Origin of the sequence: Diaphorobacter ruginosibacter, assembly GCF_014395975.1 — a bacterium.
GTDB classification, from domain to species: Bacteria; Pseudomonadota; Gammaproteobacteria; order Burkholderiales; family Burkholderiaceae_C; genus Diaphorobacter_A; species Diaphorobacter_A ruginosibacter.
In genome coordinates this window covers 2,727,266-2,753,396 of record NZ_CP060714.1, presented here as the reverse complement: position 1 = coordinate 2,753,396, position 26,131 = coordinate 2,727,266, and the positions used below count along the sequence as shown (strand labels likewise).

The window sequence follows — 26,131 nt, the reverse complement described above, 5'->3', positions numbered from 1 at the left end:
CCGCAGGGCTTGATGGAATGAATGACGAAGTGAAGAAAAGCAAGCAATGACCCAGGGCCTGTTCATCTCATTTGAGGGCATCGATGGCGCGGGGAAATCTTCCCACATCGCTGCATTGGCGCAGGCCTTCCGCGACACAGGCCGCGTGGTGACGCTCACGCGCGAGCCCGGCGGGACACCGCTTGCCGAGAAACTGCGCGAGATGCTGCTGCATGACGGCATGGATGCACTGACCGAGGCGCTGCTCGCGTTCGCCGGGCGGCGCGACCACCTGCGCTGCGTGATCGAGCCGGCGCTTGCGCGCGGCGAGGTGGTGCTGTGCGACCGTTTCACCGACGCCACCTTCGCGTACCAGGGGGCGGGCCGAGGTTTTGACCGGCAGGTGCTGTCGTACCTGGAGCAACTGGTGCAGACGGGTCTTGCCGAAGACCCGCAGCGGCTGCGCAATCCCGACGTGACGATCTGGTTCGACGTTCCGCCCCGGGTGGCCGCGCAGCGCCTTGCCGCAGCGCGCACGCCCGATCGCTTCGAGGCCCAGCCCGAGGCGTTCTTCGAGCGCGTGGCCCAGGGCTATGCGGATCGCGCGGTGGCAGATCCCGAGCGTTTTGCACGCATCGACTCGTCGCGTGACCGGGAGGCGGTGGCCGCACAGGTCATGGAGGCCATGCGCACGCGCGGCCTGCTGGGCGCTGACCTTGCGGGAGCCCATACCCATGAGTGAAGCCATGAACGAGGCCATGAGCGAAAGCGCCTCGGCGGCAAAGGCCGCCGCCCCGTGGATCGCCGCCCAGCGCGATGCCTTGCTCGCGCAGCGTGGCCATGCCTGGCTGCTGCAGGGGCCCTCGGGCATGGGGCAGTTCAGCCTGTCGATGGAACTGGTGCGCGCCTGGCTGTGCGATGCGCCCACGCCGCATGGCGCCTGCGGCCAATGCCAGAGCTGCCACGGCATCGACGTGCACGTACATGCCGATCTGTGCGTGCTGATGCCAGAGACGCAGATGATCGAACTTGGCTGGCCTCTGCCCGAGAAGGCGCAGAGCGAGATCGACGACAAGAAGCGCAAGCCGAGCCGGGAGATCCGCGTGGAGGCCATGCGCGATGCGGTGGAGTTCTCCCAGCGGACCTCTGCGCGCGGGCGGGGCAAGGCGGTGCTGGTGTATCCGGCAGAGCAGATGAACCACGTCACGGCGAACGCGCTTCTCAAGACACTGGAGGAGCCGCCGGGCGATGTGCGATTCGTTCTGGCCACCGAGGCCGCGCACGAGCTCCTGCCCACGATCCGCAGCCGCTGCATGGGCCACACCATGCAATGGCCGACGCAGGCGCAGATGCTGGAATGGTTGCGGGGGCAGGGCATTGCGGGCGACACGGCTGCGGCGCTGCTGCGCGCAAGCGGCGGACGCCCCGAGGATGCACTTGCCCTGGCGCGGTCGGGCCGCAGCCCGCAGGCGTGGGCGCTGCTTCCGAAGGCGGTGGCGCGCGGAGACGTGTCGGCGCTGTCGGATCTCTCTCCCCCGCAGGCCATCGAGGCGCTTCAGAAGCTCTGCCACGACCTGCTGTCGGTGCAGGCGGGCGCCGAGCCGCGCTATTTTTCACCCGGCGACCTGCCTCGCGCGCCTGCGATGATCCAGCTCACGCGCTGGGCCAAGGCGCTTTCGCAGCAGGCGCGCACGGCGGACCATCCGTTCAACGGCGGCCTGATGCTCGAGGCACTTGTCGCCCAGGCGAAAAACGCCCTAAACTCGAGGCATTGACCCTCCGAGCCCGACATGAGCACACCTTCCACCGTCGCCCGTCCCAGCGTGATGCAGCTGGCCATCAAGGAAAAGGCCGCGCTCTACGCTGCCTTCATCCCGTTCTTCGAGGATGGCGGGGTGTTTGTTCCCACCGCCAAGGATTACCGCTTGGGCGATGATGTCTACGTGCTGCTGACTTTGCCCGACGATACACAGCGTTATCCGGTTGCGGGTAAAGTGGCCTGGGTTACTCCCGCGCGTGCATCCGGCAACCGTACGCAGGGCATCGGCATCCAGTTCCCCAAAGACGACAAATCCCGCGCGCTGCGCGCACGGATCGAGGAGGTCCTGGGGGCCAGCCTCGGTGCCGATCGGCCTACCCAGACCATTTGATCATTGGTTTGAGCATTGTTCACACAGGGCGCCGACGGCAGCCCTCACGAGCCGGCACCGCAAGCGCCGGCTTTTTTGTCGCTGGGTCGCTTCATTGTCCAGATTCATCATGTTCACCGATTCACACTGTCATCTCAACTTTCCCGAACTTGTCGAGAAGTTGATTCCGATCCGCGAAGCCATGGCCGAGGCCAAGGTGGATCGCGCGCTATGCATCTGCACCACCATGGAGGAGTTCGAGGGCGTACACGGCCTGGCCACCAGCTATGACAATTTCTGGGCCACCGTCGGCGTGCATCCCGACACCGAGGGGCTGACCGAGCCCAGTGTCGAGGACCTGCTTGCGCGCGCCGCGCTGCCGCGGGTGATCGCGATCGGCGAGACGGGCCTGGACTACTACGGCATGGAAGACCGCAAGGGAGGACGCACGGTGGCCGACCTGGAGTGGCAGCGCGAGCGCTTTCGCACGCACATCCGCGCCGCGCGCGCCTGCACCAAGCCGCTGGTGATCCACACCCGCAGTGCTTCCGTCGATACGCTCCGCATCCTGCGCGAGGAGGGCGAGGATGGTGCGGGCAACCGGGCGGGCGGCGTCTTCCACTGTTTCACCGAGACCGCAGAAGTCGCGCGTGCAGCGCTCGACCTGGGCTACTACATTTCGTTCTCGGGCATCCTGACCTTCAAGAACGCGCAGGACCTGCGCGACGTGGCGGCCTTCGTGCCGATGGATCGCCTGCTGATCGAGACCGATAGCCCGTATCTCGCCCCCGTTCCCTATCGTGGCAAGACCAACAACCCGTCCTATGTGCCCTATGTGGCGCAGCAGCTGGCCACGGTGAAGGGTGTGTCCGTCGAGGCCGTCGCGGAGGCCACGAGCAAGAATTTCGACGATCTTTTCCTGAGGACCGAACAATGAACCAGGTCACTTCTTCTTCCGCAAGCCGCCGCCAGGTGCTCACGGCGCTGGCCGCGCTGGGCTTCACTGCCGTGCCCGCAATGTCGCGTGCCGGGTCGTTCGACGATTTCTTTACGGCCATCATTCGGGACAATCCGTCCGCCATCCAGACGCTGCTCAAGCGCGGCTTCGATCCCAACACGCGCAATGCAGGCGGAGAGCCGCCTCTCGTCTTCGCGCTGCAAAAGGGGTCGCTGCGTGCCTTCGATGCCATCCTGCAGGCCAAGGGCACGAATGTGGAACTGCGCAACAAGAAGGACGAAAGTCCGCTGATGATCGCCGCCATCCAGGGCAAGGTGGATGTGGCCAAGGCCCTGATCGCGCGTGATGCGGATGTCAACAAGACCGGCTGGACGCCGCTGCACTACGCGGCCTCGTGCACCACCGACCAGGCGGTGCCCATGATCCAGCTGCTGCTTGAGCACTATGCCTACATCGATGCCGCATCGCCGAACGGCACCACGCCGCTCATGATGGCGGTGAGCTATGGCACGGCGGAGGCATCGCGCCTGCTGATCGAGGAGGGCGCCGATCCGGCGCTGCGCAACGACAAGGGCATGACGGCCGTCGACTTCGCGAAAAAGGCTGACCGCAACGACATGGCCGAACTGGTGGCCAATGCGCTCAAGAACCGCAGGCCCCGGCCGGCAGCCGGCTCGGGCGGCGTGCTGCCTGCCCAGGCGCCCACCCCGGCACCTGCCGCAGCCCCCGTCCCCAAGGGAACCTGGTGAGCGCTGGAAGAATACGTACCGCTGGTTAAATTGCAGCGGGACGTAACCGAGGGCAACAAAAAAGCCGGTCGGTGCTTCTGCATCGCCGGCTTTTTCTTTGCTTCCGAGATTCTCTGGTGAGGTCTCAGCTATCCAGCGAGGGGTGCGCCTGCAGGCGTGCATACAGGCCGCCCATGGCCATCAGTTCGGCATGCGTGCCTTGCTCGGCGATGCGGCCACGCTCCATCACGACCACGCGGTCTGCGTGCTCGATGGTGGACAGCCGGTGTGCGATCACGAGCGTCGTGCGGCCGGTCATCAGGCGCTGCAGGGCCTCCTGCACCAGACGCTCCGACTCGGTGTCGAGCGCCGAGGTGGCCTCGTCAAGGATCAGGATCGGGGCGTTCTTGTAGAGCGCGCGAGCAATGGCCAGGCGCTGGCGCTGGCCGCCCGAAAGCTGCGTGGCATTGTGGCCGACCACCGTGTGGATGCCCTGGGGCAGGCCGGCCACATGGTCGGCCAGGTTGGCGGCCTTCAGGCATTCCAGCACCCGGGCCTCGTCCACGGCGGAGCCAAGCGCGACGTTCACGGCAATGCTGTCATTGAACATCACCACGTCCTGGCTCACCATGGCGAACTGGGTGCGCAGCGCGCGCAGGTCCCATTGCTCGACCGGCACGCCGTCGAGGCTCACCTGGCCTGCATTGGGCGTGATGAAGCGGGGAAGCAGGTTCACCAACGTGGTCTTGCCGGCCCCCGAGGGGCCGACCAGCGCGACCACCTCGCCCGCCCGGATGTCCAGCGACAGCTTGTTGATCGCGGGCATCAGGTCGGTGTCGAAGGCCACGGTCACATCGCGCAGCGAAATGCTGCCTTCCGCACGGTCCTTGCGGTAGGTGCCGCCATCTTCCGCCTTGGCGTCGTTCAGCAGCATCAGGCCGCGCTCGAGGGCTGCCACGCCGCGCGTGATGGGGTTGGCCACGTCGGCCAGGCGGCGGATGGGCGCAATCAGCATCAGCATCGCGGCGATGAACGAGGCGAAGCCGCCCACGGTCACATCGGTGGTCGAGATGTTGCCGTGGCTCTGCCAGAGCGCAATGCAGAGCACCGCGGAGAGTGCTACGGAGGCCAGCAGCTGCGTGAGGGGGGTCATGGCGGCGGAGGCGATGGTGGACTTGATGGCCAGCGTGCGCAGGTTGCGGCTCAGCACCGTGAAGCGGCCGGTCTGGTCGGCTTCGGCGCCATGCAGACGCACCATGCGGTGGGCCAGCACGTTTTCCTCCACGACGTAGGCCAGGTCATCGGTGGCTTTCTGGCTGCTTTTGGTCAGCTTGTAGAGCCTGCGGGACAGGGTTTTCATGATCCAGGACACGCCCGGGCCCATCACGGCAATGATCAAGGTCAATTGCCAATTAAGGTAAATCAAGTAGCCCAAGAGGGCGATGGCGGTGAATCCGTCGCGCGATATGCCCATCAGGGCCTGCACCAGCGCGGTAAAGCCGGTCTGCACCTCGTACACCACGGTATTGGACAACGCGCTCGCGGATTGACGCGAGTAGAGGCTCATGTCCGCCACCAGCAGGCGGTCGAAGAGGGCGGTGCGCAGCTTGAGCATGCCCTCGTTGGCAATGCGCGCCAGAGCGTAGGCGCCGCAGAACTGCGCCATGCCGCGCACGAAGAAAAGACCGATGAGGGATACGGGAACCATCCAGAGGCTGAGGGATCCCTCAGTGAACCCCTTGTCCAGAAGTGGTTTCAGCAACGCGGGCATGAGGGGCTCTGTCGCCGCGCCCACGAGGGTCGCAATGACAGCGATCGCCCAGCCCAGACGCTGGTTTCCAAAGTAGGGCAATAGCCGCCTGAGACGTGCCAGCAGCGACAGAGATTGTGTGGAGCCAGGCAAACTTGTTTGCGCAGCGCTATGATTCGAGGATTGCATTGAGGGCGGATTCTACGGCTCAGCGTTGTATTCAGATTTCAGCACAGTTTGTCACATGGCTTGCTAGGCCATGTGTAACATGCGAAGCTCTGTTACCCGGCACGTCTACGGTTTTTCGTTGGTTCACAATGACATCTGACCGAATCCTTCCAAAATTCAATATCCCATCGCCCGCCCCTGTGGCTGGCATCCCGAGGCGCCAGGCAGTGGCCGCCATCGCTTCCCTCTCCGCAGTTCCCGCTTTTGCGGAATTCACCGTGGAAATCAAGGGCGTGGATCAAAGGCAGATTCCTGTCGCGATCGCACCCTTCAAGGGGGAAGCGCAGTCTCCTCAAAAGATTTCCTCGATCGTCTCCGCCGATCTGGAGCGCAGCGGCCGTGTGGCGTCCGTGGACGCTTCCGGCGTGGCGCTGGACGAATCCTCGCGCCCCGACCTGGCCATGTGGCGCCAGCGCACGGCGGAGTATCTCTCCTCCGGCAGCGTCACACGACTGGCCGACGGCCGCTATGACATCCGCTTCCGCCTGTGGGACGTGGTGAACGGCAAGGATTTCGGCGGACAGAGCTTCGTCGTCACCCAGGCCGACCTGCGCCTCGTGTCCCACCGCATATCGGACTTCATCTACGAGAAGATCTTCAATGAGCGCGGTGTCTTCTCCACGCGCCTGTCGTATGTCACGAAGAACGGCGGCCGCTATACGCTGTGGGTGGCCGACGCGGATGGCGAGAATGCCCAGCTGGCCTTCGCAAGCTCCGAGCCCATCATCTCGCCCGCGTGGTCGCCGAGCGGCGGCCAGGTGGCCTATGTGTCGTTCGAGTCGCGCAAGCCCGTGGTCTATGTGCAGGATGTGAGCAGCGGCAAGCGTCGCCTGATCGCCAATTTCAGGGGCTCGAACAGCGCCCCGGCATGGTCGCCCGACGGTCGCACGCTCGCGGTCACGCTGAGCCGCGATGGCGGCTCGCAGCTCTACACGATCGATGCCGTCAACGGTGGCGAGCCTCGTCGCCTGATGCAGAGCAGCGGCATCGACACCGAGCCGGCCTATTCGAGCGATGGCCGCAGCATCTATTTTGTGAGCGATCGTGGCGGCGCGCCACAGATCTATCGCGTGAGCGCGGGCGGCGGCAGCGCCGAGCGCGTCACTTTCAGCGGAACCTACAACATCTCGCCCGCCATCAGCCCCGATGGCGAGTGGCTGGCCTACATCTCGCGCGTGGGCGGTGCATTTAAATTGCACGTGATGAATCTCAAATCGGGCGGTGCAACGGCGATCACCGACACGGCTGCCGACGAAAGCCCGAGCTTTGCGCCCAACAGCAAGCTGCTCGTCTATGCAACGCAGCAAGGCGGCCGCGAGGCGCTGATGACGACCACGCTGGACGGAAAGATCAAGGCCCGTCTCGCGGGCCAAGGTGGAGACATCAGGGAACCCTCATGGGGCCCCTATCAGAAGTAAGCACAGAGAGTTTCCCGATTTTCCCGAGCACTTTTCTTTTTTCCTTTCATTCATAGCACTGGTTCCCTAGGAGAACTCCATGATTCGTTTTGATTTCAAGCGTGCAGCTCTTGCACTGACCGTCACGGCCCTGGTGGCTGGCTGCAGCTCCGGCGTGAAGCTGGACGACGTTCCTGTCGATGACAAGGGCGCGACCTCCACCACGGGCCAGGGCAGCAACTCCGGCAGCGGCACGGGCCAGAGCACCGTGACTCCTGCCGACATGAGCCAGAATTCCCGTCCCGGCCAGGGCCCGGTGGGCGTGGCGCATGTCGTGTACTTCGACTTCGACAGCTACACCGTCAAGCCGGAGTACCAATCGGTCCTGGAAGGCCACGCACGCTTCCTGAAGGCCAACAATGGCAAGAAGGTGAACCTGGAAGGCAATACCGACCAGCGCGGTGGCTCCGAATACAACCTGGCACTGGGCCAGAAGCGCTCGGAAGCCGTGCGCCGTTCGCTGGCCCTGCTGGGCGTGCCGGATTCGCAGATGGAAGCCGTGAGCTTCGGCAAGGAAAAGCCGGCTGCGACGGGTAATTCCGAAGACGCCTACGCTCAGAACCGCCGCGTCGAGTTCTCCTACCGTTGATGATGAAGCGCACGTTCTCTCCTCGACAACCCTGGGTTGCGGCCGTGCTCGCCGCGAGCACGCTGGTGGGCGCCACGGCGCATGCAGCCCTGTTCGAAGACGATGAAGCCCGGCGCGCGATCCTGGAGATGCGGCAGCGCGTGGACGCCATGCAGCAGGCCAACCAGCGTGCCGGCGAGCGCTCGGGAGACGATGTGGCGCAGATGCGCCGCAGCCTGCTCGACCTGCAGTCGCAGATCCAGTCGCTGCAGAGCGAGCAGGCCCGCCTGCGTGGTCAGAACGAGCAGCTTCAGAAGGATGTGACCGACCTGCAGCAGCGCATGAAGGACGTGGCCAAGGCCACGGACGAGCGCCTGCGCCAGTTCGAGCCGCTCACTGTGAACGTGGATGGCAAGGAGTTCAAGGCCGATCCCGCCGAGAAGCGCGACTTCGAAGCGGCACTGGCCGTGTTCCGCACCGGCAAGTTCCCGGAGGCGGGGCAGGCCTTTGCCGCATTCATGCGCCAGTACCCGCAAAGCGGCTACATCCCGTCGGCACGTTTCTGGCTGGGCAACGCGCAGTACGCGACCCGGGACTACACGAACGCCATCGGCAACTTCAAGTCCCTTCTGACCAACGCGCCCGACAATGCGCGCGCTCCCGAGGCGGCCCTGGCCATCGCCAACTGCCAGGTGGAGCTGAAGGACACGCGCGCGGCGCGCAAGACGCTGGAAGACCTGATCCGCGTGTATCCGCAGTCCGAGGCTGCGGGAGCAGCGCGGGAACGCCTGTCCCGCATGAAGTGATTCCGTCCACGCGCATAATTCCGGTTTTGTTCGTGATGTCGGAAGCTGCATGGCGGTGATGGATTCAGGTAGTGAAGAGCAGGGCGGGGGAGCTGCGCCCGCGGTGGTGGTCGATTCTGCGCAGATGCAGGCAGATCTCGAGCGCCGCTTTGGCGGGCTCGCCCGGCTCTATGGCGTGGAAGGTGCTGCCCGCATCCGCGGCGCGCATGTCGCCGTGGTCGGCATCGGCGGCGTGGGTTCATGGACGGCCGAAGCGCTTGCGCGAAGCGGCGTGGCCGCCATTACCCTGATCGATCTCGACCATGTGGCCGAGTCCAACATCAATCGCCAGATCCATGCGCTCGACGACACCGTCGGGCAGGCCAAGATCGAGGCCATGCGCGAGCGTATCGCGCACATCAATCCCTATTGCCGTGTGCACTGCGTGGACGAGTTCGTCGATGAGGACAACTGGCCCGCGTTGCTGCCGCACAGGGTCGATGCGCTGATCGACGCATGCGACCAGATCCGCGCCAAGACCGCCATGGCCGCCTGGGCGCTCCGGACCCGGACGCTGTTCGTCAGCATCGGTGCCGCGGGCGGCAAGCGCCATGCGCATCTGGTCGACGTGGCGGACCTCTCGCAGACCACGCACGATCCCTTGCTTGCGCAACTGCGCTACCGTCTGCGTAAATTCCATGGAGCCCCCAAGGAGGGCAGGCGCATCGGCACGCTCTGTGTCTTCAGCAAGGAGCCGGTCGCGGCGCCACATGCCTCATGCAGCATGGGCAACGAAGGGGACGGCTCGCTCAATTGCCACGGCTATGGCTCGGTGGTGACCGTGACATCCACCTTTGGCATGTGCGCCGCCGGAGTGGTGCTCGACAAATTGGCGGGCAAGTAAGAAGGCTCCGGGAGGAGCGATTCAGCCCTTGTGGGGCATGTAGGCTGCCACCATGGCCGCGAACTCGCTCGCAAGCTGCCTGCCATATGCGTGCTGCTCACGCATCCAGACGGCCTGGTCGAGGGAGAAGTCCTGTTTGTCCGAGCGGCCGATGGTGCCCATGGATTCCACCAGTGCCTGCTCGAACGAGGCGAGCTGTCCTTCCGGGTCGCCCTGCGCACGCATGACCAGCGCCACAAGCTGCGCCAGAACGGCCTCATGCAGCGCGAGGCGCGTGGAGAACTCCAGCGTGGAATTGTCGGGCGGATTCATCATGCACTCCTCGGGATGGTGTCGGGCAGCAGCCACCGTGCACGGTCATGACAGTGGCTCTACGGTATCGCAGGCATCGTATGCATCGATTTGCCAGCCGCGCTGTAGGCTGCGCGCGCCACCTTCTGTGAGGCTTTGCCTTGTCGGCGGGTGTCAGCTGTCTCAGCCACCTCAACTGCTGACGGGCACCTGGGGAAACGGGGGGAATGCCCTTGCGGAGTCGAATCGCTGCTCCCAGGCGTTTTCCCGGGCGAAGGCGATGGCCTGCGAGCGATCGCGGTGAAAGTGCAGCGCCTGCTCGGCCAGCGACTGCGTGCTGGCATGGCTGCCGGTGATGAATACACCCGGCTCGTCGGCACGAAAGCTCATCTCGCCGAAGTCCGTGGAGAGGATGGGCAATGCCAGGGCACGGTATTCGTAGTACTTGATGGGATCCACCGAGCCCGTGAGCTTGTTCTGCTTGAACGGGATCAGCGCCACGTCGAAGTCGAGCATGGCGGCCAGCGCCGCCTCGTGCTCGCGCTCCGGCAGCAGGCGGATGTTGTCGGGCAGCTTGCGCGCAGCCGGCTCGAACACGGGCCCGATGAGGCGGATTTCGTCGCGCGGGCGGCTCTCGGCCAGGGTGATCACCCAGTCCCAGTCGAACCAGGATGCGATCGTGCCCACATACCCGAAAACCTTGCCCTGTTCATCCCCCGTTGGCTGCGCTCCGGTCTGTACTGGATGCAGCGTTGCATGCCGCGTCTCGGGGGGCTCTGGCATGGCCGCAAGATCGAGGCCGTTGAGCACGAGGCGGACGTTGGCATGATGCTTCGCCCAGCGATTGCGCAAGGCGCTGCTCGACGCCCAGATCATGTCGACATGCCGTGCGATGAGCCGCTCGCGCCGGGCGAATGCCACGCGCGAGAGTCCCTCGTAGAACGCAGGAAAATCGTCCATGGCGTCATACAGGGAGACGCTGTGCCCACCGCGCTGAAGCAGGCTGAGCGCAAGCAGCGAAGGCTTGCCGACGGTGAGGCAGGTCTTGCCGCCCCTGCTGAACTGATCGAATGCGTTGAAGACGGGCTTCCACAGCACGCGGTTGAGCACCGCCGAACCGGGAAGCGGCTCGATCGGCAGGGCGCCGGCCTTCACCACCTGCAACCAGTCGGGTGTGTCGATCAGGATCTTCTGTTCGGACGGAGCCTGCAGGCGCTTGACGTCCTGGAGCTTGGGAAAGCGCGTGGGGTAGGGCTCGATCCACAGCACGGGCTCGCCGGTACGTTCGTGAAACCAGCGAACGAACTTGTGCGGCCTTTGGGCAAAGCTGTTCCAAGGCACCGGCGAGAGATAGACGAGACGCATCAAGCGCAGTCCCTGCGGAGCGTGGCAACGATGCGCCGGGATGCCTGGCCGTCGCCATAGGGCGAGATGCCGCGCGCCATGGCGCGATAGGCCGACTCGTCATCCAGCAGGCGTTGTGCCTCGTTCACGATCAGATCGTAGTCGGAGCCCACGAGCTTGACCACGCCTTGCTCCACGGCCTCGGGCCGTTCCGTCTCGCTGCGCAGCACCAGCACCGGCTTGCCAAGTGCCGGTGCCTCTTCCTGTACCCCGCCGGAGTCGGTCAGGATGATGTGGGCGCGCTTCATCGCGGCGATGAACGGCGCATAGTCGAGCGGTGCGCAGAGCACCACATTGGGCAACTCGTCGAGGAACTCGTAGGCCACGTCCTTGACGTTGGGGTTCGGGTGCACGGGGTAGAGGAACTGCACGTCGGCGTTGTTCTCGGCGAGCGTGCGCAGAGCGCGGCAGATGTTGCGGAACGGCTCGCCGAAGTTTTCGCGGCGGTGCGACGTCACCAGCACCATGCGCTTGCCGGGGTCGAGCTCGATGCCGATCTCGAGGTCCTTGGAGGCGCTGGTCAGCAGCGCGTCGATCACGGTGTTGCCCGTGACCACGATGTCGGCATCCTGGACGCCGTCGCGCAGCAGGTTCTGGCGCGAGCCCTCGGTCGGGGCGAAGTGCCAGCGGGCGAGCTTGCCCGTGATCACCCGGTTGGCCTCTTCGGGGAACGGGTTCTGGATGTCCCAGGTACGCAGGCCGGCCTCCACGTGGCCGATCGGAATGCGGCGATAGAAGCAGGCGAGCGACACCGACATCACGGTTGTCGTGTCCCCCTGCACCAGCACCACGTCGGGCCGCTCGTTCTCCAGGACTTCATCGAGCTTGAGCAGCAGGCGCGCCGTCAGCTCGGTGAGCGCCTGGTTGGGGCGCATGATGTCCAGGTCGATGTCGGGCGTGATGCCGAAGAACTGGTTCACCTGATCCAGCATATGGCGGTGTTGGGCAGTGGCAAGCACACGCACCTCGGCCCAGGGCTCCTGCTGGAGCGCCAGAATCACGGGGGCCATCTTGATGGCTTCGGGGCGGGTGCCGATGACGCAGAGAATTTTCATGTCTGTTCCAGGAAGTAGGCTTGGGCTTCAGTGGCAGAGTTCGCGATAGATGCTCACCAGATCCGAGCAGTGCTTTTGCGGGCTGTAGTAGTCATTGATATAGGTGCTGGAGTCATGCTGGACATCGCTGTCCAGTACCCGTGCAACGACCGCGGCGAAATCCTGCGGATCCTCCTTGCGGGCCAGGTGGACGAAACTCGAATAGCCGCGTGCCTTGGAGAGTTCATTGAATTCCACCATACCGGGCAGATCACTGGCGACCACAGGGATGTTCATTGCCAGGGCTTCGAGAATCGCTACCGGCAAGCCTTCGATGCGTGACGGGACGACAAAGCACGCGAAGTCCTTCATGGCCTCCCACGGCTCCGTCGTGGCATCGCGAAAATCGACGTCGAGCCCCAGGTCGGATGCGAGCTTGCGGAATTTCGGCAGATCATCACCGGCACCATAGAAGCGGACACCGTGCTCCGGGAAGCGTGTCTTTATCTGCGCCCAGGCCTGCAGGAAGATATCGATGCCCTTGGTGTCGTAGTAACTGGTGATGGCTCCTACGAACCGGCCCTTGCGGGTCTGGGGCGTGAAGCGGTCAATGGCGATCGGATGATCCACGACCCGGCAGGGGCGGCCGCTGGTTTCATGGATGAAGCGGGCAAGAAATGCCGAATGGGTCACCAGCGCTGTCGGTACCGTCTTGTCGCTGTCCGCGGTGTCCGTGCGGTGCACGAATTCAATGCAGCGCTTGCCGGAGCGCTTGAGCACATCAAGGCACCAGTCCGGCAGCCAATGGTAGAGAATCACATCGTGGTTCGCGACGATCCTGGCCAGGGCCTTGGGGTCATCGGCACGGGTGTACTCGAACGGGCAGGTGTCCTTGCGGTCGTGGCCGCCACAGACGACAACCGGCGCGTTCAAACCCTTGGCCTCTTCGCGGATCAGGCTTTCCACGCCACCGTGGATCGCGTTGCGCGTGAGAATCAGCCACCTTTCCGCTTGGCGCGTTTCAGAGGACAGCGAGCGATCGCCTTGCTGGCCCTTCCAGGCATCGAGGGCCCGGTCGGTGACCCAGCCATACTCGTGAAGCACGTCTGCCCAGCGTTTGCGCCAGCTCTTGAGCTCGAAATGGTGGGCGGTATCCACCGCAGTCTTCTGCAGGCGAGTGCGCAGTTCGTGATCGACAATGAGCCGGTTGATCGCCGCAGCGAGGCTGCGCGCATCGGGGTCGACCAGGAGTCCGTTCATTCCGTCGTAGACCAGGTCGGGCAGGCCGCCCACATTGGTCGAAACCACTGCACAGCCGACGGCCAGGGCCTCGATGCACGAGAGGCTGGTTCCTTCACATGCAATCGTGGGGATGACCGCGATATCTGCTTTCTGGTACCACTGGGGCATCTGGTCGAAATCCGCCACGGCGAAGCTTGCGCGCTTGTCGTTCTTGCAGACGTCCTTGACTATCTGGGTGTCCACGGGATCGCCTTCGCCGAGCCAGATGATCTGGACATCATGCGGAATCAGGGAAACGATTTCGCCGAAGATGCGCGAGCCGCGATTGATCTGGCTGCGGCGAGGGAACAGGATTGTGAGTCGGTCAGGATTGCGGGATTCCGGCCTCGGGAAATACGAGCTTTCATCATAGAAGTTTGGAATGAAGCGCATGTTCGACGAGAGCTCCGGCCAGAGGCTGCGCATGACGCCGATCGAATTGGTGTCCACGCTGACCACGCAGCGGGGGCTCGAGAACGCGGAGTACAACTGCTGGAACCACTCCGGTGTGCGGAAAATCGCGCCCGGATAGTTGTTGTGGTCGAACCAGATCCCGTGACAGGTCATGAGTCCGTCTTCGCGCACCCTGCCGGATGCATATTCGGGCAGGTGGTAGTAGACGTGGTCGAAGTCCCTGGTTAGTTCGGTAAATTCGCTGCAGAGTCCGTGGTGGAATTCGCCGATCGAGTCAGCCGTGCGCAGCAGTACCACCTTGAACCCGTAGTATTCGCCTTCGCCAGGCGCCTTGAAGCTGGGCTGATAGAAGGTCACATCGAACGACATTTCCTTCAGCAGGCGTGCAAGCTCAAGCGCGTAGCGCTCTCCGCCGCCGAATCGTGGGCGCCCATCATTCCAGTCCAGCAACTGGTTGGTCAGGATGGCGACCCTGCGCTGCCCCTCGGGACGCCTCACACCAAAGTATGGAATCCGATTGCCCGTGTTCTGCGTCTGCAGCAGCGTTCCAAGGCTGGCAACGGGACCGGATGCCTCGGAGGGGGCTGCGGCCGTCACGGGCGCGGATCCCGCAGCCACGACGGGCCGGGAGGCCATTGCCGCAGTCCTGTTGGCGGCGGCAGGGGTGGAGGGGGACCAACCCGTGACCTTGAGGAAGTATTTGCGGAGTACCAGCTTGGTGTCATAGGACACAGGAATGCGGTGATAGGTGCGCTTTGCAATGTTGTAAAGCTTGCCTCGATCAACGTCGCTCATGCCGCCCCACTTGACGAAGCGCGCAAGGGCGCGCAAGGGGCGTGTGACTTTCCAGGAGCGGCTGCCAATCACCTGCGTGAGCTGGTCGTAGTGCGACTTGGAAACGTCGGTCAAATGGTTCACATGTTGGCCGTGATCGTGAACCATGCGATTCAGTTGCTCGATCTGCTCGTCTTTCTGAGTCAGTTGCCGGTTCAGTTCTATCGCGTGCGTATCACGTGCGGATATCTGGTGTTTGAGCTGCTCCAGCTGTTCCGCGAACTGGTCTTTCTGCGTCAGTTGCTGACTCAATCCGGAAATGTGATTGTCACGCTCGGAAATCTGGCGTTGCAGACGCTCCAACTGCTCAACCAGTTGGTGGCGGTCATTCTCGGCGCTTTGGGTCATGGTGTTCATTACGCGGGCGTGCTCTGCTTGCGGCACGGTCAGTCGTACCATTTCCTGTTCCATGAAAAGATGGCGTTGCTGTTCTACATGAAACGCCGTGAAGTACTGGTTTCCACGCTGGATGTGGTGCAGTACGTCCGAGAAATACTGAATCGAGGATTTCAGCAGCAACTCCGGCACGTCCGGACCCTTGAACACCTTCTCCGGCTGTTGCTGGGCCAGGACGCTGGCGAAAATCGAGCTTGGAGTGCGCGGGTCCTCCAAAGGCGTGATGTCTTCGTAAGGACGAGCAAGCACATCCTTGATTCGCTCGAATCTGCCGGGCTTGTCCGATTCGGCCAGGGCAGCGGCCAGGTTGTGCAGAAGATCCGTGCTGTAGGCTGAGCTCAGCCGGTGCGTATGCAGCACCGTGAACAACACAAACGCCCACGCATCCTTGTAGCGCTGCGCCGGGTCATCGGTCATGTGGCCAAAATCGACCCACGTAGCGTACTGCCCCGTGTGCACGGCGTTGAACGGGTAGGGGTCGCCGTGGGCGAGGCCTTGCCTCTCCAGTTCGGCCAGGCCCTCGGCCAGGTCGGCCATCCAGTGGCGCCACTGGTCGAAACCGATGGGTGCATGGGCAGGCGTGCTGTCGGCAACCCGGCCGACAATGCCGCGCACCTTCTTCCAGGCCGGCGTGGTGGAGGCGTCCTCGAACTCCTGGCCGTTCAGAATTCCGGTCTCGGCCATGCAGTCGCAGACGCGGTAGACCGGCATCAGCGCGGGGTGCGAGCAGCCCACCAGCCTGTCCCAGCGCGCGCGTGCGCCGGCCTGGCTGTGTTGCTCGCCCAGGACGTGGGCCGGCGGGCGCGGGGCTCCCGCGACGGGCACAAGCAGGCGATCCTCGCTGAGGATCACGGTCAGTGCAGTGGCCGGTGTCTGGCCGGTGCGCACGATGCGGGAGCGGTCGTCGATGGCCTTCAGCAGGCAGGTGTCCGAGCAGTAGGACAGTGCGACATCGCGGCCAATGGAATACTCTGCTTTGTTCTGTGTGGGGTCGTTGAGACTTTTGATGGGCATTGGCTCTACTCCATGTCCAGCGCCCAGAACTCACGCGGATAGCCGTTGGGGCCGATCGTGTGTCCAAGCGCTCTCATAGGTGGCAATTGGCTGCAATAGCGAAGAAGGAAGTTGACTCCGAATCCCTCGTCGAAGCCGGGCTCCTTCCTTGGGCATTCGTAATAGATGCTGAGCCGGGTGCGCCGGAACAGCGTGGAAAGCAGCTGGCGGATGTCGTCGTCCGAGTAGCGTCGTTCGCCGGACATGGCATAGCCCGATTCCCAGTGGTGGGTCACGCTCAGCAGCAGGATGCAGTCCCAGCTGCGTGGATCGGTGGCGAGAAATTCGGACAGGTCCTTGCGATGGAACTCGAAGCCGGCGAACTGGGTTTGGCGATGCAGGTCGGAGTACAGGCCCTGGCCGTCCACGTCGCCGTTGTCGATGCCGGCCACGGAGCAGCCGAGCGCGGCCAGCGTCTTGGCGACCAGGCCGTTGTTGCAGCCGACGTCGAGAATGCGCAGGCCCCGCAGCGAGCCGTGCCGGGCGAAGAGGTCCGATGCGATGCGCAGCGCGCGGTCTAGGCCGAGGCGCTCATAGTCTTGCCGGCCAAGGCAGGCGTCGAGCACCGACCAGTCGCGGGACTCGAAGGCATGCACCAGATCGGAAATGCTGAGTTCAGGAAGATAGGTAGTCATGGGTCTTGTGGAGCTCACGCGACGGTGATCTTTCCCGGTACGTCGAAGAGCAGGGGGATGATGCGATCGCCCTGGTTGGCCACGCTGAAGCCGGCCGCGGCAAACACCTTGTCGACGTACTCGCCCTGCACGGGCATGCGGTAGCCGAGATCGATGCGGTACCTGGCCCCGCTGGAGAGCGGCGAGACGAATTCGAACTCGACCACATGCTTCTCTCCGGCCTTCATGGCCGGAACGCGGGCGCCATGGAAGAACGAGTTGATGGCAAACAGTTCGACCCCTTCGGTGGTGCTGACGACCATGCCGACCTCGCCTTCCTGCGGACAGTCCTCGATGACGTCGAGCACGGCCTGCACGCGCAGCGTGGCGCCGGTTTCCACGAAGATGGCTTCATCCGCTCCGGCCATCACGCGGCACTCCACATACCTTGCCTGGCCCGAGCCCACGCGGTGCGAGACGCGGCGCTCGAATGGCGGCTGAAGGGCTGAGACCACCTGCGCGGCGGACGCATTCCCGCCGGCATGCATGGTTTCTGAGGAGGGGGCGGCAGCGGCGTCAGCCACGGCGTCAAGATCGAGATCATCGTCGGGAGCGACCAGGGCAGTGGGTGCCGAACTGCCCGCGTTTGCTTCGAGCGATCCCAGAACGAAGTAGCGATCGAGCACCTTGCTCGCGGGGCCGTCGACGATCAGCTCGCCGTGGCTCAGCAGCACCGCGCGGGGACACAGTGCCTTGACCGTTGCAGCCGAGTGCGAGACGAACAGCACGGTCGTGCCGTTGTCCATCATCGTGCGGATGGCCGCGTAGCACTTGGCCTGGAAGAATTGGTCGCCCACGGACAGGGCTTCGTCGACGATCAGGATCTCGGGATCCAGGTGCATCTGCACGGCGAACGCCAGGCGCACGAACATGCCGCTGGAGTAGGTCTTCACCGGCTGGTCCAGATGGTCCCCGATGTCCGCGAACCGGACGATGCGCTCGAAGACTTGGTCGAGCTGTTCCTTGCCGATGCCCAGGATGGCGCCGTTGAGGTAGACGTTCTCGCGTCCGGTGAACTCGGGGTTGAAGCCCGAGCCCAGTTCCAGCAGCGCGGCGATGCGTCCGCGGGTCTCCACAGTGCCCATGGTGGGCGTGAGCGTGCCGCAGATCAGTTGCAGCAGCGTGGACTTGCCGCTGCCATTGCGCCCGACGATGCCCACGGCCTCGCCGCGCCGGATGTCGAACGAGATGTTCTTCAGCGCCCAGAATTCATCGTAGTAGCGCCGGGGCGTACGCGCTGTCCAGCGCTGCAGGCGAGGCAGCAGCATCTGCTTGAGCCGGTCGCGCGGCTGGCCGTAGATCTGGTAGCACTTGCTCAGCCCCTGAATGCTGATCGCGAGTTCAGACGACATCTGCAAAGGCCTTTCGAGTCTTCTGGAACCATGCGAAGCCGAGCCACGCCACTGCGGCGCCAAGCGCCAGCTGCCGCAGCCATCCGGACCAATCCAGGGGGTGGCCGAAGATCATGGCGTTGCGCACCTGTTCGATGCTGGCGGTCAGAGGATTGAGGTGCATCAAGAATTGATAGTTCTCAGGGAGTGCGGCAACCGGATAGAAGATGGGAGTCACGTACATGAGCACCATGGTCAGCACGCCGATGATCTGCCCGATATCGCGAAGGAACACACCCAGCGACGCGAGCAGCCACGAAAGCCCGAGCGACATCAACACCAGGGGTAGCAGGATCAGCGGCAACTGGAAAATCGTCAGCGGTGGCGCACCCAGCAGCAGGCAGTAGAAAATCAGCCACGCAGCGAAGCTGATGAGAAAATGGAAAAAGGCCGAACCCAGGACGACCACCGGAAGAATTTCCAGCGGGAAAATGACCTTCTTTACATAATTGGCGTTGCCGAGAATCAGGGAAGGGCCGCGCAGCAGGCCCTCCGAAAAGAGGTTGAATGCGGTCAACCCAGCAAACAGAACCATTGCAAATTCGGTCTTGGAACCGATGCCTCCGACCCAGCGGGCCTTGAAAACCACACTGAAAACAAAGGTGTAGACCGCCAGCATGAGCAGCGGGTTGAAAAAGGACCACAGCAGTCCCATGAACGAGCCGCGATAGCGGCCAATGATTTCGCGCTTGACCAACCCTTGAATGAGGGTTCTATTTCTTATTATTGATTTCACCAGTTCTAGTGGTGAAATTGATTTGCTTGCATGAGGGTTCATTCAAGCATTCCTATTATGTGGGGCATTATTTGAAAATTCGATTGGAATAATAATTATTGAAGAAATGCACCATTGAATAATGGCCCGCGCGGGACGCCGATGGTAACGCAGGTTGTGTATGGCGATGATAACCCGTCCGTACCAGGGGGCGGTTTCTGCGTATCCAATACGTAACATGCTGTCAGAAAGGGATCCGCGGTATGAGCGAGATGACTATCTGTTCTATTTTTTGAGGCTCAGCTGGCTATAAACTCGCAGTCGAATGACTGCCAAGAACAAAAAGAAGAAGCCTCGCAAGCGCAACGCTGCTTCCGTTGCGACCCTTTCCTCCAGAATCCGCCGACTGTGCCTGTGGCTGCTGTCCTCGGGTGCGCTCGCCAGCCAGCTCTCCAGCTGCAGCCTGGGGCCGTTGCTCGATGGCTGGCAGCAGCCAGGGCCACCCTCCGGCACGGTGTCCTCGCCGAGCACCTCGCCGCCATCGCACGCCACCGGGTTCCAGGGCTGCCCGCAGTTCTTCGCGGGCGGCATCGCCCCGCGCGTGCAGAGCGCACCTCGGCTCAGGGAACTTTGTTACAAATCATTTGCAATTCTGCACAATGGGAGCACACGCACGCCGGTGTTCGTCGCGGAGCGCCTGAACCGCCAGTCGCTGCAGCAGGCGCAGGGCCTGGCGCGCACCGACCGCTTCTTTGCCGACGCGCGCCTGCCCGGCGCGGAACGTTCGGAACTCTCCGACTACAGCGGCTCGGGCTTCGCACGCGGCCACATGGCACCTGCGGCCGACATGCCGACGGCGGACGCGATGGCGCAGAGCTTCAGCCTTGCCAACATGGTTCCTCAGAATCCCAGGCACAACAGCGGCCCGTGGGCGAGGATCGAGAAGGACACGCGCAGCTACGTGATGCGCGCGCGCGGTGATGTCTACGTGATCACCGGGCCGGTGTATTCGGCCAGAACGCAGAAGATAGGCTCGGGCGGCGTGGCGGTGCCCGCCCATCTGTTCAAGCTGGTGTATGACGCGAGCACACACCGAGCCTGGGCACATTGGCAGGAGAACTCCGAGCAGGGGAAAGCCGGCAGGCCCATCAGCTATGGCGAGCTGGAAGCGCGTCTCGGCATGGAGCTGCTTCCCGGGGTTCAGATAGATTAGGGGCCCCGGTGTGCATGTTCGCGTCAGAAGCTCAGGCAAACCTTGCCGAAATGCCTTCCCGCCTTCTGGTGCTCGAATGCATCGGCGATCTTCTCGAGTGGGTAGCTGCTGTCGATCACGGGCTTCCAGTCGAAGTTCTCGAGCGCGCGCACCATGTCCTGCTGGTCCTGGCGGCTGCCGACGATCAGGCCCTGCAGCGTCTGCTGCTTGCGCATGAGTTCCACGGTGGGAATGTCGCCCTTGAAGCCGGTGAGCACGCCCATCAGCGCGATGTGGCCGCCGATGCGGCACGCGCGGATCGACTGCGGCAGGGTGCTGGGTCCGCCCACTTCCACCACGATGTCGGCCCCGCGTCCGCCGGTGAGCTTCAGCACTTCGTCCCCCCATTGCGGGTTGTCGCGATAGTTGATCACGGCGCTCGCACCCATGTCCCGCAACTGCTGCTCCTTGGCAGCCGACGAGGTGGTGGCGATCACACGGGCACCCATCGACAGTGCCATCTGCAGCGCGAAGATGGAGACACCGCCGGTGCCCAGCACCAGCACCGTGTCGCCCGCCTGCAGGCCCGCGTCGATCACCAGGGCGCGCCAGGCGGTGAGTCCCGCCGTGGTCAGTGTGGCAGCCTCCTCGTGCGTATAGCCCTTGGGAGCCAGCGTGAATGATGTGGTGGGTGCGTTCACCAGTTCGCGCGCGAAGCCGTCGATTCCATCACCCGGAACGGTGACGAAATCCGCCAGCAGCGCACGGCCGGCCTGCCAGGTGGGGAAGAAGCACGAGACCACATGGTCGCCGGGCTGGAACTCCGTCACGCCGCTGCCGACAGCGGTCACCACGCCGGCGCCATCCGCCATCGGCACGAGGCCGTCGGCAACGCCCGGCTTGCCGAGCACCACGCCCAGGTCGTGGTAGTTGAGCGAGCTGGCGTGCACGCGCACCTGGATTTCTCCCACCCCCGGGGCCGCCGGGTCGGGCAGTTGCACCAGCTTGAGCCTGTCGAGTCCGCCGGGGCTTTGCAGTTGAATGGCCTTCATGTTCTGTGTTCCTGTTCTGTGGATGGGGTGAGCGCTCGGAGCGCTCCATGTGCACGGGGCTTTCCGCAGCCGGCGTGCATGCGGGCATCATGCGCAGTAAGCTTGGAAAATCCAAGAACTGACATATTTGTCGGCCAGTATTAAAAATGTAAGTACCTCATTGGAGCAACGTGCATGAAACGTCTGAACAGCAAGAGCGGTTGCTCGGTGGAGGTCACGCTCTCGGTGATGGGCGGCACCTGGAAGCCCATCATCATCTTCAAGCTGATGCAGCGGAAGCTGCGCTTCATGGAGCTCAGCCGCGAGATTCCCTCCGTCACCCAGCGCATGCTCACCCTGCAATTGCGAGAGCTCGAGGCCGACGGCATCGTGCAGCGTACGGTGCATGCCGAGGTACCCCCACGCGTGGACTATGAGCTCACCGAGCTCGGCCTGTCGCTTGCACCCGTGCTCAAGGCGATGCGTGCCTGGGGCATCCGTTATGCGCAGCAGGCAGAGCAGCGAGAGGAAGCATTCGCGGTGTGTGATTGACTGGATTCCTGGTGGAATACCGGGTCTTTTGGGGCGCGTGACGAATGGGGCGCTGTGCTTACGGTGAGAGTTTTCGTGTGGAGGTGCTGATATGGCCCCTCATACTTTGTTGCAAAGGCTTGCCGTACGCTTGTACTGGCTTCGCCTTTGCGTCGTGTCTGAGGGGCCATCTCAGCATTGAAGTGAACAGTTCAAGGTGGGCGCACGCTGCGCAGGCTGTCATCTGGGGACTCGCGATCAATCCCGAGCATTTGTGATGGGTCTCAGAATATGCCGAGCGCAAGTCCCGCCGCCAGCGATGCGGCCAGCGCCCGGCAATTCTGGAGGTCGTCCTCGGCGATCTGCTTGGGCGCGAGGATCGCTTCGGGCGTCTGCGCGTGCGTGCAGATGATCAGCGGCTCGGCGACGGTCCTGAGGCGCCAGCCGGTTGCGATGCGGTCGATCTGGCGGGCGGCATTGCTTCCGTCGCTTCCCGCGCAGATCAGTGTGAGGTAGGGGCGGCCGTTGATCCGGTCGAGCGCGGGGTAGTAGCAGCGGTCGAAGAAGTCCTTCATCTGGCCGCTGATCGCGGCCAGGTTTTCCGGTGTGGCGAAGATATAGCCGTCGGCGGCCAGCACATCACCGGGCTGTGCCTCGGATGCGTGCATCAGGCATACCTGCACCTCGTCTTCTCCCGTGGCCGCATCGCGTGCGGCCTCGGCCATCTGGCGTGTTCCGCCGGTCATGGAGTGGTAGACGATGAGCAGGGTCTTCTTCGGTGTCGATGTGGACATGTGCGAAAGCATAGTCCCTATCGGTGCCATGCACCATGCACACTTGCGTGGAGGCCGCCATCGCGCTCTCAGTCAGGTCTCAGGCCGCCTGTTCTTCCTGCAGCTCGACGCGCAGCGCCTTGGCTGCGGCCACCATGTGCGCCAGCGCCGCCTCGGTCTCGGCCCAGCCGCGCGTCTTGAGGCCGCAGTCCGGATTCACCCAGAGGTGCGCGACTGGCACAACCTCCATCGCCTTGCGCAGCAGCTTTTCCACGGCCTGCTGTGTCGGCACGTTCGGCGAGTGGATGTCGTAGACCCCCGGCCCGATCTCGTTGGGGTAGCGGAACTCGCCGAACCCGCGCAGCAGCTCCATGGCGGAGCGGCTGGTCTCGATCGTGATCACATCGGCATCCAGCGCCGCGATCGCGGGAAGGATGTCGTTGAACTCGGCATAGCACATGTGCGTGTGGATCTGCGTGGCATCCTGTACGCCGCCGGCCGAGATGCGGAAGGCACGCGTGGCGCCGTCGAGATAGCTCTGCCACGCGGCACGGCGCAGCGGCAGGCCTTCGCGCAGGGCGGGCTCGTCGATCTGGATGACCGCGATGCCAGCCTTCTCGAGGTCGACCACTTCGTCGCGGATCGCCCAGGCAATCTGTTCGCAGGTGAGCGCACGCGGCTGGTCGTCGCGCACGAAGGACCATTGCAGGATGGTGACCGGTCCTGTCAGCATGCCCTTCATGGGGCGGTTCGTCAGGCTTTGGGCGTAGCGGGTCCACTCCACCGTCATCGGTGCGGGGCGCTGCACGTCGCCATGGATGATGGGCGGCTTCACGCAGCGGGAGCCATACGACTGGACCCAGCCGTTGCTGGTGAAGCTGAAGCCTTCGAGCTGCTCGCCGAAGTATTCGACCATGTCGTTGCGTTCGGCTTCGCCGTGTACCAGGACATCGATATCGAGTGCCTCCTGCTTGCGTACGGCGAGCTCGATCTCCTTTTGCATCGCAGCGCGGTAACCTGTGGCGTCCAGCTCGCCACGCTTGAAGGCGGCGCGCGCGGCGCGGATATCGGCTGTCTGCGGAAAGGAGCCGATGGTCGTGGTCGGAAGCAGCGGCAGTTGCAGGTGCGCACGCTGGGCCTGCTGGCGCTTGAGGAAGTCTCCGGCCCGCCGGTCGTCCCCCGGCACGCTGGCGGCCAGGCGCTGCGCCACCTGTGGCCTGTGCACGCGGATGCTGCTGCGGCGCGCATGGATGGCGGCGCGCTGCTGGCTGATCTGCCACTGGACGGCCGGCGAAATCTCGCCGCCCAGCTGAGCCTTGAGCAGTGTGATCTCCTTCAGCTTCTCGCAGGCAAACGCGAGCCAGTCCCGCACCTCGGGGTCCAGCCTGGATTCACCGGCCAGGCTGAATGGCACATGCAGCAGCGAGCATGAAGGTGCGATCCATAGCTCCCCGCGGTGCTTCTCGGCCGCTCGGTGCAGCAGGGCAAGCGCCTTGTCCAGATCGCTGCGCCAGACATTGCGCCCGTCGACCACGCCCAGCGACAGCACCTTGTGGGCCGGCAGCCAGTCGAGCACGCCGACGAGGTCTTCCGCCGCACGCACCGCATCGATGTGAAGGCCGGCGCAAGGCAGCTGGCAGGCCGTGCGCAAGTTGTCGCCCAGCGTGGAGAAATAGGTGGCCAGCAAAATCCTGGCACCTGACTGGTTGAGCCTCCAGTAGGTGCTGTCGAATGCGTGGCGCCAGGTGTCGGGCAGATCGAGGCCCAGGATCGGTTCGTCGATCTGCACCCACTCCGCACCCTCCGCTCGCAGGCGTCCCAGGAGATCGGTGTAGACCGGCAGCAGCCTGGGCAACAGCGAGAGCCGGTCGGTTCCGTCGTGCGACTTGCCCAGCCACAGGAAGCTCAGCGGGCCCAGCAGCACGGCCTTGACCTGGTGGCCGGCAGCGCGGGCCTCGCGCACCTGAGCCAGCAGCCGCTCGGCATTCAGCTGAAAGACGGTCTGTGCGTCGAACTCAGGCACGAGATAGTGGTAGTTGGTATCGAACCATTTGGTCATCTCCAGTGCAGCCGCCTTTTTGGGGCTGTGGCCCGCGGCATGGCTGCAGCCGCAGTGCGTGTCTTCGCTGGCCACGCCGCGTGCCATCGTGAAGTGGCGCGCCAGATCATCTTCCTGGCCTGTGAAGCCGAAGCGCGCGGGCTCGCAGCCCAGCAGCTCGATATGGTTCAGGACATGGTCGTAGAGGGCGAAATCGCCGACCGTGACCAGATCCAGCCCAGCATCGCGCTGCAACTGCCAATGGCGCTTGCGCAGGCCGGAGGCCATGGATTCGAGTGCTGCTGCATCGGTCTCGCCGCGCCAGTACTTCTCCAGCGCGAACTTCAGCTCGCGATGCTCGCCCATGCGCGGAAAACCCAGGATGTGTGTCGTTGTCGTGTTCATGGGCTGCGATCTTCGGCGGGGTACGTGTATTATTCAAACGAAAAATATTGCCTATCAACTTGAATATTTTTAATAGTGCTCAGTTCCATCCTTGAAATCCGCCATTTGCGAACCCTGGTCGCATTGCGCGATACCGGCAGCCTGGTGCGCTCGGCGCAACTGCTCAATCTCACGCAATCGGCACTGTCGCACCAGGTCAAGCTGCTGGAGGAACGCTACGGCGCACCGCTGTTCGAGCGCAAATCGGTGCCGCCGCAATTCACAGCCACGGGTCTGCGCCTGCTGGAACTGGCCGATGCAGCCCTGCCGCTGGTGGAGTCGGCCGAGCGTGACGTGGCGCGGCTTGCCTCGGGGGCCGGCGGGCAACTGCGCATCGTTGTCGAATGCCATACCTGCTTCGACTGGCTCATGCCCGCCATGGATGCCTTCCGCGATCGCTGGCCGGAAGTAGAGCTCGACATCGTCTCCGGCTTTCACCCCGATCCGGTCGCGCTGCTGCTGCAGCACCGGGCCGACGTGGCCATCATTGCCGAACCCGAGGACACCGACGAGATCGTGAATCACCCACTGTTCGGCTTCGAGATCGTCGCGCTGCTTGCGCATTCCCATGCGCTGGCCGGGCGTGACTATCTGCGGGCGCGCGATTTTGAAAAGCAGGTGCTGATCTCCTATCCCGTTCCCGACGACATGCTCGACGTGATGCGCCAGTTCCTCCAACCCGCAGGCATCGAGCCCGCAGGCCGGCGCACTACCGAGCTCACCGTGGCCATGCTGCAATTGGTGGCCAGCGGGCGCGGCATAGGCACCTTGCCCCGCTGGGCCGCACAGAGCTACCTGGATCGCGACTACGTGATCGCCAGGCCCATCGGCCGGCAGGGTCTGCAGGGACGCTTGTTCATGGCCACTCGCACGCAAGAGGCGCAGAAGCCCTGGCTCACGGAGTTCGTCCGGATCACGCGGGAGTCGAGTTTCAAGAGCCTGCCGGGGCTGGTGCTGCTTTGATGCTGTCGAGGCTCCGCGTTATTTTGATGAGTCACATTCTTTGGCGTGATTCATTCCTATTCGAGAGCCTATATCGCACTATGCAAGCAAGCAGATTACCCATTGCAGATATTTTCACAACGAAATGGTTCATGCAATGCCGCCCAGGCTGCCGAGAAAAAATACAATGCCATCAATTTTTTTGAA

At 63.6% G+C, this 26,131-nt stretch carries 23 protein-coding genes; 12 read left to right on the top strand and 11 right to left on the bottom strand.

Annotated features, from left to right (window positions below; all coding sequences use genetic code 11):
* Positions 1–46 precede the first annotated feature (46 nt).
* From tmk to H9K76_RS12375, 5 genes are all read left to right on the top strand, one after another.
* Positions 47–721, top strand: coding sequence for a dTMP kinase (gene tmk / locus H9K76_RS12395; protein WP_187595741.1), 675 nt, complete (start codon positions 47–49; stop codon positions 719–721).
* Positions 714–1,754: a DNA polymerase III subunit delta' gene (locus H9K76_RS12390; protein WP_425489576.1), complete on the top strand. Its 1,041-nt coding sequence runs from the start codon at positions 714–716 to the stop codon at positions 1,752–1,754. Before tmk ends, H9K76_RS12390 begins: the two co-directional genes overlap by 8 nt.
* 15 nt (positions 1,755–1,769) lie before the next feature.
* Positions 1,770–2,129 (top strand): PilZ domain-containing protein, encoded by a 360-nt coding sequence (locus tag H9K76_RS12385; protein ID WP_187595740.1) that lies wholly within the window; start codon positions 1,770–1,772, stop codon positions 2,127–2,129.
* A 109-nt stretch (positions 2,130–2,238) separates the two neighbouring features.
* Complete coding sequence (locus H9K76_RS12380; RefSeq protein WP_187595739.1) at positions 2,239–3,045, top strand: TatD family hydrolase; 807 nt, start codon at positions 2,239–2,241, stop codon at positions 3,043–3,045.
* Positions 3,042–3,815: an ankyrin repeat domain-containing protein gene (locus H9K76_RS12375; RefSeq protein ID WP_187595738.1), complete on the top strand. Its 774-nt coding sequence runs from the start codon at positions 3,042–3,044 to the stop codon at positions 3,813–3,815. The genes H9K76_RS12380 and H9K76_RS12375 overlap by 4 nt, the downstream gene beginning before the upstream one ends.
* Before the next feature lie 124 nt (positions 3,816–3,939).
* Here H9K76_RS12375 and msbA read toward each other — a convergent pair whose 3' ends face one another.
* Positions 3,940–5,733 carry a lipid A export permease/ATP-binding protein MsbA gene (gene msbA, locus H9K76_RS12370; RefSeq protein ID WP_187595737.1) on the bottom strand — a complete coding sequence of 598 codons (1,794 nt, stop codon included), beginning with the start codon at positions 5,731–5,733 and terminating at the stop codon, positions 3,940–3,942.
* 128 nt (positions 5,734–5,861) lie between these two features.
* On the opposite strand from msbA, the gene tolB reads away from it, so the two are divergent.
* The 4 genes from tolB (at position 5,862) to H9K76_RS12350 (ending at position 9,486) form a co-directional block, all read left to right on the top strand.
* Positions 5,862–7,190, top strand: coding sequence for a Tol-Pal system beta propeller repeat protein TolB (gene tolB, locus H9K76_RS12365; RefSeq protein ID WP_187595736.1), 1,329 nt, complete (start codon positions 5,862–5,864; stop codon positions 7,188–7,190).
* 79 nt (positions 7,191–7,269) lie between these two features.
* On the top strand, positions 7,270–7,818 hold the full coding sequence (pal, locus tag H9K76_RS12360) for a peptidoglycan-associated lipoprotein Pal (RefSeq protein ID WP_187595735.1): 549 nt from the start codon (positions 7,270–7,272) through the stop codon (positions 7,816–7,818).
* Positions 7,819–7,820: 2 nt separating this feature from the next.
* On the top strand, positions 7,821–8,603 hold the full coding sequence (gene ybgF, locus H9K76_RS12355) for a tol-pal system protein YbgF (RefSeq protein ID WP_187600614.1): 783 nt from the start codon (positions 7,821–7,823) through the stop codon (positions 8,601–8,603).
* A gap of 124 nt (positions 8,604–8,727) precedes the next feature.
* Positions 8,728–9,486, top strand: a complete 759-nt coding sequence (locus H9K76_RS12350; RefSeq protein ID WP_246475526.1) for a tRNA threonylcarbamoyladenosine dehydratase — start codon at positions 8,728–8,730, stop codon at positions 9,484–9,486.
* Positions 9,487–9,507: 21 nt separating this feature from the next.
* Here the strand turns inward: H9K76_RS12350 and H9K76_RS12345 are convergent, their stop codons facing one another.
* The 7 genes from H9K76_RS12345 to H9K76_RS12315 all read right to left on the bottom strand — a co-directional run bounded on the left by H9K76_RS12345 (position 9,508) and on the right by H9K76_RS12315 (position 19,036).
* Positions 9,508–9,801 carry a hypothetical protein gene (locus tag H9K76_RS12345; protein ID WP_187595733.1) on the bottom strand — a complete coding sequence of 98 codons (294 nt, stop codon included), beginning with the start codon at positions 9,799–9,801 and terminating at the stop codon, positions 9,508–9,510.
* 168 nt (positions 9,802–9,969) lie between these two features.
* Positions 9,970–11,142, bottom strand: a complete 1,173-nt coding sequence (locus tag H9K76_RS12340) for a glycosyltransferase family protein (RefSeq protein WP_187595732.1) — start codon at positions 11,140–11,142, stop codon at positions 9,970–9,972.
* On the bottom strand, positions 11,142–12,236 hold the full coding sequence (wecB, locus tag H9K76_RS12335) for a non-hydrolyzing UDP-N-acetylglucosamine 2-epimerase (protein WP_187595731.1): 1,095 nt from the start codon (positions 12,234–12,236) through the stop codon (positions 11,142–11,144). The genes H9K76_RS12340 and wecB overlap by 1 nt, the downstream gene beginning before the upstream one ends.
* Before the next feature lie 27 nt (positions 12,237–12,263).
* Complete coding sequence (locus H9K76_RS12330; RefSeq protein WP_187595730.1) at positions 12,264–16,154, bottom strand: glycosyltransferase; 3,891 nt, start codon at positions 16,152–16,154, stop codon at positions 12,264–12,266.
* A gap of 5 nt (positions 16,155–16,159) precedes the next feature.
* On the bottom strand, positions 16,160–16,828 hold the full coding sequence (locus tag H9K76_RS12325; protein ID WP_187595729.1) for a class I SAM-dependent methyltransferase: 669 nt from the start codon (positions 16,826–16,828) through the stop codon (positions 16,160–16,162).
* A gap of 14 nt (positions 16,829–16,842) precedes the next feature.
* Positions 16,843–18,219: an ABC transporter ATP-binding protein gene (locus H9K76_RS12320; RefSeq protein ID WP_187595728.1), complete on the bottom strand. Its 1,377-nt coding sequence runs from the start codon at positions 18,217–18,219 to the stop codon at positions 16,843–16,845.
* Complete coding sequence (locus H9K76_RS12315) at positions 18,209–19,036, bottom strand: ABC transporter permease (protein ID WP_187595727.1); 828 nt, start codon at positions 19,034–19,036, stop codon at positions 18,209–18,211. The genes H9K76_RS12320 and H9K76_RS12315 overlap by 11 nt, the downstream gene beginning before the upstream one ends.
* 262 nt (positions 19,037–19,298) lie before the next feature.
* On the opposite strand from H9K76_RS12315, the gene H9K76_RS12310 reads away from it, so the two are divergent.
* Positions 19,299–20,186, top strand: coding sequence for a DNA/RNA non-specific endonuclease (locus H9K76_RS12310; protein ID WP_187595726.1), 888 nt, complete (start codon positions 19,299–19,301; stop codon positions 20,184–20,186).
* 23 nt (positions 20,187–20,209) lie between these two features.
* Here H9K76_RS12310 and H9K76_RS12305 read toward each other — a convergent pair whose 3' ends face one another.
* Positions 20,210–21,217, bottom strand: coding sequence for a zinc-dependent alcohol dehydrogenase family protein (locus H9K76_RS12305; RefSeq protein ID WP_187595725.1), 1,008 nt, complete (start codon positions 21,215–21,217; stop codon positions 20,210–20,212).
* Between the two features lie 174 nt (positions 21,218–21,391).
* On the opposite strand from H9K76_RS12305, the gene H9K76_RS12300 reads away from it, so the two are divergent.
* Complete coding sequence (locus tag H9K76_RS12300) at positions 21,392–21,748, top strand: winged helix-turn-helix transcriptional regulator (protein WP_187595724.1); 357 nt, start codon at positions 21,392–21,394, stop codon at positions 21,746–21,748.
* Positions 21,749–22,011: 263 nt separating this feature from the next.
* Here H9K76_RS12300 and H9K76_RS12295 read toward each other — a convergent pair whose 3' ends face one another.
* A complete protein-coding gene (locus H9K76_RS12295) occupies positions 22,012–22,521 on the bottom strand; it encodes a flavodoxin family protein (RefSeq protein WP_187595723.1) in 510 nt (169 codons plus the stop codon).
* A gap of 79 nt (positions 22,522–22,600) precedes the next feature.
* Entirely contained in the window at positions 22,601–24,943 is a 2,343-nt protein-coding gene (gene metE / locus H9K76_RS12290) for a 5-methyltetrahydropteroyltriglutamate--homocysteine S-methyltransferase (protein ID WP_187595722.1), read from the bottom strand.
* 75 nt (positions 24,944–25,018) lie between these two features.
* Between metE and H9K76_RS12285 the strand changes: the two genes are divergently transcribed.
* The gene (locus tag H9K76_RS12285; protein ID WP_187595721.1) at positions 25,019–25,945 is read left to right on the top strand and encodes a LysR family transcriptional regulator; all 927 of its coding nucleotides are present in this window, start codon (positions 25,019–25,021) and stop codon (positions 25,943–25,945) included.
* Positions 25,946–26,131: the final 186 nt, after the last annotated feature.

Excerpts from the sequence above, each read along its gene's own strand:
- msbA (WP_187595737.1), bottom strand. The coding sequence starts at position 5,733 with ATGCAATCCTCGAATCATAGCGCTGCGCAAACAAGTTTGCCTGGCTCC.
- metE (WP_187595722.1), bottom strand. The coding sequence starts at position 24,943 with ATGAACACGACAACGACACACATCCTGGGTTTTCCGCGCATGGGCGAG.
- H9K76_RS12325 (WP_187595729.1), bottom strand. The coding sequence starts at position 16,828 with ATGACTACCTATCTTCCTGAACTCAGCATTTCCGATCTGGTGCATGCC.
- tmk (WP_187595741.1), top strand. The coding sequence starts at position 47 with ATGACCCAGGGCCTGTTCATCTCATTTGAGGGCATCGATGGCGCGGGG.
- H9K76_RS12295 (WP_187595723.1), bottom strand. The coding sequence starts at position 22,521 with ATGTCCACATCGACACCGAAGAAGACCCTGCTCATCGTCTACCACTCC.
- H9K76_RS12315 (WP_187595727.1), bottom strand. The coding sequence starts at position 19,036 with ATGAACCCTCATGCAAGCAAATCAATTTCACCACTAGAACTGGTGAAA.
- ybgF (WP_187600614.1), top strand. The coding sequence starts at position 7,821 with ATGAAGCGCACGTTCTCTCCTCGACAACCCTGGGTTGCGGCCGTGCTC.
- H9K76_RS12305 (WP_187595725.1), bottom strand. The coding sequence starts at position 21,217 with ATGAAGGCCATTCAACTGCAAAGCCCCGGCGGACTCGACAGGCTCAAG.
- H9K76_RS12350 (WP_246475526.1), top strand. The coding sequence starts at position 8,728 with ATGCAGGCAGATCTCGAGCGCCGCTTTGGCGGGCTCGCCCGGCTCTAT.
- H9K76_RS12380 (WP_187595739.1), top strand. The coding sequence starts at position 2,239 with ATGTTCACCGATTCACACTGTCATCTCAACTTTCCCGAACTTGTCGAG.
- H9K76_RS12385 (WP_187595740.1), top strand. The coding sequence starts at position 1,770 with ATGAGCACACCTTCCACCGTCGCCCGTCCCAGCGTGATGCAGCTGGCC.
- pal (WP_187595735.1), top strand. The coding sequence starts at position 7,270 with ATGATTCGTTTTGATTTCAAGCGTGCAGCTCTTGCACTGACCGTCACG.
- H9K76_RS12300 (WP_187595724.1), top strand. The coding sequence starts at position 21,392 with ATGAAACGTCTGAACAGCAAGAGCGGTTGCTCGGTGGAGGTCACGCTC.
- H9K76_RS12390 (WP_425489576.1), top strand. The coding sequence starts at position 714 with ATGAGTGAAGCCATGAACGAGGCCATGAGCGAAAGCGCCTCGGCGGCA.
- H9K76_RS12310 (WP_187595726.1), top strand. The coding sequence starts at position 19,299 with ATGACTGCCAAGAACAAAAAGAAGAAGCCTCGCAAGCGCAACGCTGCT.
- wecB (WP_187595731.1), bottom strand. The coding sequence starts at position 12,236 with ATGAAAATTCTCTGCGTCATCGGCACCCGCCCCGAAGCCATCAAGATG.
- H9K76_RS12330 (WP_187595730.1), bottom strand. The coding sequence starts at position 16,154 with ATGCCCATCAAAAGTCTCAACGACCCCACACAGAACAAAGCAGAGTAT.
- H9K76_RS12320 (WP_187595728.1), bottom strand. The coding sequence starts at position 18,219 with ATGTCGTCTGAACTCGCGATCAGCATTCAGGGGCTGAGCAAGTGCTAC.
- H9K76_RS12340 (WP_187595732.1), bottom strand. The coding sequence starts at position 11,142 with ATGCGTCTCGTCTATCTCTCGCCGGTGCCTTGGAACAGCTTTGCCCAA.
- H9K76_RS12345 (WP_187595733.1), bottom strand. The coding sequence starts at position 9,801 with ATGATGAATCCGCCCGACAATTCCACGCTGGAGTTCTCCACGCGCCTC.
- tolB (WP_187595736.1), top strand. The coding sequence starts at position 5,862 with ATGACATCTGACCGAATCCTTCCAAAATTCAATATCCCATCGCCCGCC.
- H9K76_RS12375 (WP_187595738.1), top strand. The coding sequence starts at position 3,042 with ATGAACCAGGTCACTTCTTCTTCCGCAAGCCGCCGCCAGGTGCTCACG.